The organism is Cyanobium sp. BA20m-14, from assembly GCF_024346295.1.
This window is the reverse complement of sequence record NZ_JAGQCR010000137.1, coordinates 1-8,304: the sequence shown is the minus strand read 5'-3', so window position 1 is coordinate 8,304 and position 8,304 is coordinate 1. Positions and strand designations below refer to the sequence as shown.

General features: G+C 59.6%; 8 protein-coding genes and 1 pseudogene. 7 read left to right on the top strand and 2 right to left on the bottom strand.

Translation table 11 applies throughout. The features are described 5' to 3' along the window. From KBZ07_RS12550 to KBZ07_RS12535, 4 genes are all read left to right on the top strand, one after another. The coding region (locus tag KBZ07_RS12550) for an SMP-30/gluconolactonase/LRE family protein (RefSeq protein ID WP_254931929.1) at positions 1-418 on the top strand (418 nt) is incomplete at its 5' end. Between the two features lie 523 nt (positions 419-941). After that, a complete protein-coding gene (locus KBZ07_RS12545) occupies positions 942-2,003 on the top strand; it encodes an SMP-30/gluconolactonase/LRE family protein (RefSeq protein ID WP_254931928.1) in 1,062 nt (353 codons plus the stop codon). A gap of 1 nt (position 2,004) precedes the next feature. Then, positions 2,005-3,147 (top strand): major royal jelly family protein, encoded by a 1,143-nt coding sequence (locus KBZ07_RS12540; RefSeq protein ID WP_254931927.1) that lies wholly within the window; start codon positions 2,005-2,007, stop codon positions 3,145-3,147. Between the two features lie 665 nt (positions 3,148-3,812). Further along, the gene (locus KBZ07_RS12535) at positions 3,813-3,950 is read left to right on the top strand and encodes a hypothetical protein (protein WP_254931926.1); all 138 of its coding nucleotides are present in this window, start codon (positions 3,813-3,815) and stop codon (positions 3,948-3,950) included. A gap of 459 nt (positions 3,951-4,409) precedes the next feature. On the opposite strand, the gene KBZ07_RS12530 is transcribed toward KBZ07_RS12535, so the two are convergent. After that, positions 4,410-4,781, bottom strand: coding sequence for a transposase family protein (locus KBZ07_RS12530; protein ID WP_254931925.1), 372 nt, complete (start codon positions 4,779-4,781; stop codon positions 4,410-4,412). Positions 4,782-4,959: 178 nt separating this feature from the next. Here KBZ07_RS12530 and KBZ07_RS12525 point away from each other — a divergent pair, with 178 nt between their 5' ends. The 3 genes from KBZ07_RS12525 to KBZ07_RS12515 all read left to right on the top strand — a co-directional run bounded on the left by KBZ07_RS12525 (position 4,960) and on the right by KBZ07_RS12515 (position 7,598). Further along, entirely contained in the window at positions 4,960-5,439 is a 480-nt protein-coding gene (locus tag KBZ07_RS12525; protein ID WP_254931924.1) for a cupin domain-containing protein, read from the top strand. A gap of 22 nt (positions 5,440-5,461) precedes the next feature. Then, positions 5,462-6,388, top strand: a complete 927-nt coding sequence (locus KBZ07_RS12520; protein WP_254931923.1) for an SMP-30/gluconolactonase/LRE family protein — start codon at positions 5,462-5,464, stop codon at positions 6,386-6,388. A 235-nt stretch (positions 6,389-6,623) separates the two neighbouring features. Further along, positions 6,624-7,598, top strand: a complete 975-nt coding sequence (locus tag KBZ07_RS12515; RefSeq protein ID WP_254931922.1) for a VOC family protein — start codon at positions 6,624-6,626, stop codon at positions 7,596-7,598. Here the strand turns inward: KBZ07_RS12515 and KBZ07_RS12510 are convergent. Continuing rightward, positions 7,537-8,304 (bottom strand): annotated as a pseudogene (locus tag KBZ07_RS12510) (glycogen debranching enzyme); the annotation flags it as partial. The gene KBZ07_RS12515 and the pseudogene KBZ07_RS12510 sit on opposite strands and share 62 nt — an antisense overlap.

The following is an 8,304-nucleotide window of genomic DNA, read 5'->3' as shown; positions in this document are numbered from 1 at the left end:
TGCATTCGGACCCGGAGAGAAGTTACTTTATCTCATTGACAGTGGAGCGATTCAGGGGCCGCGTACGAATTTTACTTATCTGCCCCATCGGATCTACGTCTATGACGTTTCCGCAGATGGACGCCAGATCAGCAACCAGCGACTCTTTGCGGATGTGAGCCCCGGCTTCCCAGATGGCATGCGCCTCGATGAGAAAGGCAATGTGTATGTGGGTGCCCTTGATGGGATTCATGTGCTCAACCCCCAGGGCAAGCTGATCGGCAAGATCCTGATGCCCAAGCAGACAGCCAATCTCAGCTTCGGTGGCCGCGATAACAATATTCTGTTCATTGGATCCACCGATACGCTCTGGGCGATCAAGCTCAACACGAAAGGCTTGGTGCCGGTGCGATTTCGGGGTGGCCAGCAGGTAAGATAGTTGCGCTTAGAATACGCCTGCCATGGTGATTGGGTTTGCCTTAGTGAGGACTTACCGAGTTCACCTTTTGATTGAATTAGTCGGAGCAATGCCTCTGCTGAATTTGGCGGAATCCTCACTTGAAGCAGACCTTTCTGCCGAGAGAAGGAAGAAATATTTTTAGCTCAAGGCTTCTGGCGATCCTCGCACCGCGCAGGAGGCCCACGCTGATGTGACTTATTGGCATGTTTGGTCTGATGGCAAAGGTGTCAGTCACCAGACTCGTCGGCTGATCTCCGGTTTCTCCATGAAGCCAATTGCCATTGGGACTGTCCCCCAGTGGCTTGGCCCCAGTGTCCCCTCGTAACTCGACTGCTCGCCGGAGATGCACCCGTTGGCAGGAAAAGGTCGAGTGACATGAGCAACGACAACCGAAGTCGACAGCGATGGTTGCCTTGCACTCCTCAATGGCAGTTCAGAACGTCAGGTGCCCCGATCCTGTCGGCGGATCTGTTGATGAACAGCGAACCCATTGGCTGCCAAGATGAGCAAGGTTTTGATGTTGCAGCTAGCCTGGCCGGACAATCAAAACCTTAAGGACATCATGCGCCGTTCCCTACATCGATCGTTGGCTTCACTTCGATGCGGAGCCCTGGCAGCACTCTTCCTCGTCGGGGCCACAGCAGCCAGCCGAGCCGCCGAACCAGCCCTCGGAGCCTGGCGAATCCGCGTGCTCAGCACCTACATCAACCCCCTGGCCCACGAGGGGCCCGTGTTCATACCTGAAACGCAGGAACTCTTCTTTACCTCCAACCGATTAAAGCGTCCGGATGGCAGTCAATACGTGATTGCCTCAATGTTCAATGTCACTACCGGCAAGACCAGGGATCTTGGTCTCACGGAGTCGATCCCGATGGCCAATGGCGCTTTCCGCCTCCGCAACGGCAGCATTGTGGTGACCATGCAAGGTGATCACACGCGTCCAGCTGGTCTTGCTTCCTACAATCCCGCTACTGGGAAAGTGCAGATCCTCACGAAGGGTTTTGCCAGCTATCAGTTCAACAGTCCTAATGACGTGGTCCAGGCCGGCGATCTTGCGATCTGGTTCACAGATCCCCAGTACGGCTACGAACAGGGCTTTAGGCCTAAGCCCACGATGGGAAACTGGGTGTGGCGGCTGGATGGTTCAGGGCATAAGCAGCGGCTGATGATGGATGGCTTTGCCAAGCCCAACGGCATCGCCTTCAGCCGCGATCAGCGTTACATCTATGTGACTGATTCGGGTTATATCGCCGGCAATGGGGAGCGCGACAGCGTTCTTCCTCGCACAATTTATCGCTACCGTGTGATGAGCACACCGGAAGGTCCGCTTGCCACAGATCGCATCACCTTCTGTGTGGTCACCAAGGGCATTCCCGATGGCCTGAAGGTTGATGAGCAGGACCGCATATGGACGGGAACCGGTGCTGGCCTTGAGGTCTTCAGCAAAGATGGCACGCCCCTAGCTGTGATCCCCATTGAGGGTGGCGTGAGCAACTTTGCTCTCACTGGCGATGGTGGAGCGTACATTATGGGTGAAACGAAGCTCTACCGTCTGGATTCCTGAGATGCTGATCAAGCTTAATTCCCGTAGCCTGAGCTCCTTGGCTCTGGGCGCACTCTCGGGCATCAGTCTGGCTTACCTGGCAGCAATCCTGCAGGCCACGGCACGACCCGTGCCTGAAGCAATTGTTGTTGCCACATCACCAACCTACACCTGGAATGGGGTGACGGTTTCACGAACCGGCAGGCTGTTTGTCAGCATGCAACGTGATACCCCAGATTCGAGCACGCCTTCCGTCGGCGAGATCCTGCCCAATGGCAGCATCACTCCCTTCCCGGGAGGTCGCTGGAATCAGTACAAGTTCGGCAACTCAGGCCAAGACCAGTTTGTCGGCATCAATTCAGTGGTGTCAGATGCCGCCGATCAATTGTTTGTCGTTGATCCCGCCGGTATCGGCGGCAAGCCCATCAAAGGCATGGCCAAGCTGGTTCAGATTGATATTGCCAGCAAGCTGGTTGTGCGGGTGTATTCTTTCGATACCACAGCAGTTCCCGAAGGCGGCTTCATCAACGATGTCCGCGTGGCCGATGGCTACGCCTATCTTCCCGATTCCAGCCTGGGGGCGTTGGTTGTTCTCAATCTCAAGACCGGCCAAGCCCGTCGTGTTCTCGCGAATGATCTCCGTCTCCGCTCCGATCAAAAGCTCAGGCTGACGATCAATGGTCAGCCCTATCTGAACGCTCAGAGAGTTCTGCCCAATGGCAACATGAGCGTCAATCCCATTGAGCTCAGTGCCGACGGTCGCCATCTCTATTTCCAGCCCAGCGGTGGTCCTGAGCTGATGCGGATTGAAACCCGCCTGCTCAAGGATTTCGCCACCCCTGATGGGGTGCTCTCAAAAGCGATCGAGTCGATGGGGCGTGGCCCGTTCAATGCCGGAATGACGATGACAGCCGACGGTTCGATCTATTTCAGTGATATCGAGCTTGGTGGTATCACGCGCCGCTATCCGGATGGACATTTCGAAACGGTGGCTCGTGGTCCCGCTTCGATTCTGGTCTGGCCCGATGCCTCCCGGCTGGGTCCGGATGGTTACTTGTATTTCCCCTCATCACAGATCAACCGATTCGCGGGGAATAGTCCCACCGGGACATCACAACTCAAGTTTCCTTTTCACTTGTTCAAGGTCAAGGTCGCAACACCTTGATGCAGGCTGGCCGCGATGAAACTTGAGCACACGGCCGTAAGTGCTTAACCATCAACCGGTCATCGCGGCGGGGTTGGCCCATGGCACTCCTGTGGACTGGGCGTCACGGCCTCAGGGAAGCAGACCAGAGATCAATGCACGGCTAGACGCCGCCGAACACATTGGCGGTCGGCCGGTGGATCTGATCGCCTTCGATATACCGCTTTCTATCGGACCGATCGGCAATCGACGTGCAGCTGATCGCGAGGTATCGCGGTTGTTCGGCAGCCGTGGCCGATATTTCGATGGCTGAACACAATCATTGGGAATGTAAAATGGCACTCAGTGGCACACATCTTGCATTTATCTTTAAGAAGCATGGAGATCGCTATCTTGCTGAGATGCCTTCTCTCTTAAACCGCTGATTCTCTCGCAAGAGTTTACTTCAAAGTCTGTTCATGGCTGGAATCAGTTGCGAACTGCAGCCGGAGCGGCTGCTCAGGTCTGCGGAGCTTTGTTGCTGATCAGGATTGCCATTGGGACTGTCCCCCCGTGGCTTGGCCCCAGTGTGACGGAGAGGATCGAGGTGCGCGTCTCGATGCCGGCATTGTTGAGGCAAGGTGGGTGATGTGCAACATGAAGCCTGTGCTCAAAGAAATAGGCTCGACTGCGTCTACTTGACCACCTTGCGCAGGAACGCAAACAGCGGCGCTCCGTTGCGGGTCACGGTGGTGCTGATCATCTTGATGATCCAGCTGATACCAGGCCAGTTCTCTTTGATGTGTTCCGGGGCTTCCTACCGCTTTGCGGAAGCCTTCGGCTAGGGCCCGCATCTCCCATAAAGTGACTTGGCCATGTTTTTTGCCCTGAGCCGTTGCGGCGAAGGGGATCTGGCGCTTGCCCTGAAACTTGCACTGGATCTGGCGCAACAGGGTTTTCTGATTCCCTTTAACCGTCAACAGCACGTCGGCCCCCTTGGCGTAGACGCAGTCTTCTCCGCAGGGCTAGCACCAGTGAAAAACGCTTGCGTGGTTTGCAGAGCATCCGCCTGGATCAAGGTGACCTCAATCTCAAAGGTGATGAGCAGCTCCTACTGCTACGCAGAAGCCTGCGGCTAGAGGGTGGCCCGCTCGCTGGATTCGTCGGTGCGTAGGCCTGTTGGGCCAGGGCGACACCAAGCGCGCGGGCATACACCGTGACATGGGCGACATTTACGCAGTCGGCCGGAGGCCGTAGCGGTGGCTCCCGTCCTCGGTCTCCACCGCTGAGCATCTGAGCGGCTTTCAATCGCACACCAGTTGCTCCAGACCCTTGGCCCCGCCTGGGATCTGGCTGATCATCCAGGCCTGGAACACATCGCCAAAGGTCTGCGGGTAAGCCTTGTTAAACAGGTACAAGAAGGTGGCGTCCGACGGCCAACGCTTGTAATCCAGGCCCAGCGCTTGGTTGAGCGCCTCCCGATGCCGTTTGGCAAACGCCTCCAGATCACGGGAGCTCCTGCTGCCACTCAGGACCCCGAGCACCGCGACCAGCAACAAAAACCACTGTGGGTAGCGCACACCGCGGCGGAAGCCTCCGACGGGGATGGCATTGAGAAAGCTGATCAAGTCGCTGGAATCAAGCCGATTAGCTGCGTCATCTGGGATTTGGGGCATGAAGGTGAGCCATTCCCGCCGACCAAAGCCAATGCTGTCAGGCCACGCCGGCACCCCCTGGACACAGTTTTAGGCGGCCCTGCCTACCCTCCCCGAGTTGTTGTGGAGATGGCAGCCCTGGTTTCCAGCATAAAATTGGCAATGTCAGCCATCGCCATCAAGGATTGACATCCAAACCATGACAGACCCCCTCAGCCTTGCGCCACAGCCTCAGTGGTACTGGCATCTCTGGACCGATGAGAACGGCGTCAGCCGGCAGGAGAAGTGCGCGATTAACTCCTTTGAGCTCTTCTCCCTCAACACGGGATTCCCGACGGCCGGGCTCCAAATGCCGCAGTTTTCACACAAGCTGTTTGACAATGGGAATGCATTATTGTCAATTCTCCCGGTCGGCTGGACGGGAGACTGGCATGAGAACGCTATTCCCAAATTGATCTATGTCCTTCGGGGTGCCTGGTGGGTAGAAAGCATGGATGGCCACAGGGTGGTTGTCAGTGCAGGCGAATTTTGCTTTGGAGGAGATCAAGGTTGTATTAGACTTCCGGACGGCAAATTTGGACATCTATCCGCACAAACAGGCGATGAACCCAGTTTGCACCTGATTATTCAGCGCAACGATGACGCCTGGCGCGGAGCCAAGCCAGGCTATTTCAGCTGAGGCCAATCCCAGAACTCTACCCATGGCGACACAACAACCGCTCCTCCCCCGCACCGAAAGCTATGACCCCCGCTTTGATCGTCTGATCCAGTTCAACGCCGAGCTGGAATTGCTCGGCGAAGGTTTCCGCTGGCTGGAAGGAGCGGTCTGGTTCGGCGATCATGAGTGTCTCCTGTTCAGTGATATTCCTAACAACCGGATCATGCGTTGGAGCGAGCGGCATGGTGTCACTGTCTTCCGGGAATCTTCCGATTACGCCAACGGCCAGGCTCGCGATTCACAGGGGCGCCTGATCACATGTCATCACCGTCGCCGCTGTCTGACCCGTCTGGAGTACGACGGCACCCTCACCACCCTGGTGAGCACGGCCGATGGCAAACAGCTCAATGCTCCCAACGACGTGGTGGTGAAGAGCGACGGCTCGATCTGGTTCAGTGACCCCCTCTATGGGCTGATGAACGATTTCGAGGGCGGCCGCCAGGAATCCGAACAGCCGCCGGCTCTCTACCGCTTTGATCCCACCACGATGGAACTGCGGCGCATGGCCTCGGATTTCGATGGTCCCAACGGCCTGGCCTTCTCGCCGGATGAACGCAAGCTCTATGTGGCCGAATCCGGGGCCCCGGGTGCAGCCGATCCCCGCCAATACATCCGCGTCTTCGAGGTCAGCGAGGACGGCCTCTCGATTACCAGCGGCGAGGTGTTCCACAAGATCAACTCCGGTTGGGCCGATGGGTTCAAGGTGGATGAGCACGGCAATCTCTGGTGCGGTGCCGCCGATGGTGTGCACTGTGTAGGTCCCGATGGCACGCTGCTGGGCAAGGTGCTGGTGCCGAGGCGGGTCTCGAATCTCTGTTTCGGCGATCGCTTCTGTAGCCGCCTGTTCATCTGCGCTTCGACCTGTCTCTACTCCCTGTTCACCAATACTCGCGGGGTCCAGCGGCCCTGAGCGGGCAGCTCACCATCGTTTCAGCGGTATCGATCTGGTGCGCCATCAGCCGGAGGCCACAGCGTCCGCGACGACGTCCGGCCAGGCTCACAACGGATCCATCGAGCCCGTCACAACCCAGCCGCGCTGGATCCTGCCAAACGGTTCCAGCAACAGAGAGGCCGCGCAGCTCCGCTGGCCCCCAGGAGTTCAGCCTGCGCTCGGCATGATCGTCCCACTCCCACTCCCTTGACCCATGAGCCACCCCCACATCGACAGCATCGGCTTCACGACCGCTGACGCCGAAGCCACCGCCAGTTTCTTGGCGGAGTGTCTGGGATTTCAGCGCTCTGGAGAGCCGCTGCTGGTGGACGGCGGCCCCTACGCCGACCTGGTGGGCCTGCCAGGGGCCCGCTTCAAGCTGCTGCGGCTGGCAATCGGCGCCGAGGTGCTGGAGCTCACCGAGGTGCTCGATTCCGGTCCCGGCGCTCGGCCCGGCCGGCCGATCCCGGCCGATTCCCTGAGCAATGACCGCTGGTTCCAGCACAGCTGCCTGGTGGTTAACTCCATGGAGGCGGCCCTGGCCGCTCTGCAGCCGGCGTTTGCGGCCGGCCGGATCAAACCGATTTCCTCGGCGCCCCAGCGGCTGCCGGATTGGAACACCGCCGCCGCCGGCATCGTCGCCTACAAGTTCCATGATCCGGAGGGTCATCCGCTGGAGCTGCTGCAGTTCCCGCCGGACAAGGGGGAGGCCCGCTGGCATGTCGAAGCGCCCGGGCCCTTGCTGGGCATCGACCACAGCGCCATCGGCATCGCCGACACCGCCGCCAGCTGCCGTTTCTACCGCGAGCTGCTGGGCTTGAGTGCCGGTGGCGATGGCGTCAACAGCGGCCAGGAACAAAATGGGCTTGATGGTCTGTCGGGCACCCGGGTGCACATCACCGGCCATCGCTGCCCCACCGGCGCCGGTGTCGAGTGCCTGGACTACCGCGAACCCACCGGCGGGCGCGCCATGCCCGCCGATCAGGGCATCCAGGATCTGGCCCATTGGCAGCTGCGGCTGCGGGTGGCGGATCTGGCGGCAATCGCCGAGCGGGCCGAGGCCTTAGGCGGGCGGCTGATCTCGCCGGGGATGGTTGATCTGGGGGATCAGGCCAGCTGGATCGGGGCTACGCGGGCCCTGCAGCTGGCCGATCCCGATGGCCATCAGCTGCAGCTGCTTCAGGGTTGAGTCCCACGATCAGCACCACGATGGAGCGGGGGCCCACCGTGTAGGTGTCCCCCTCCAGGGCCGGGGCGCTGGTCCAGGACACCACATCCTCCGGGCTGGGTAGGGAAGTGTCGATCCAGCGCTGCCAGGTGTTGTGGCCGGCATCGGCGGCTGGCAGTCGGAAGGTCAGCGGTTCCCACCAGGCGTTGACCATGGCGTGCCAGCGGAACTGGTGGTCGATGCTGGTGATCTTCACGGCGAAGGAGCGGGAGCTTTCGCTCCAGTCGGGCTGGTTCGGCTCCACCCCATGCCAGCTCACCTGATGGTGCTGCACCAGGTCGTGGAGGATGAGGCTGCGTTCATTGATCACCACATCGCGGCGACGGCGGTAGGCGATCAGCTCGCGCACGAAGCGATGCAGATCGCCGTTGCGCTCCAGCAGCGTCCAGTCCAGCCAGCTGAGGGGGTTGTCCTGGGCATAGGCGTTGTTGTTGCCCTGTTGACTGCGCCCGATTTCATCGCCCATGGCCAGCATCGGCGTGCCGATCGAGAGCAACAGGAAGGCCAGCAGGTTGCGGCTCTGGCGCCCCCGCAGGGCCAGCACACCGGCATCCTCCGTGGGCCCTTCAGCGCCGCAGTTCCAGCTGGCGTTGTCGTCGCTGCCGTCGTGGTTGCCCTCGCCGTTGGCCTCGTTGTGTTTTCTGTCGTAACTGACCAGATCGGCCAG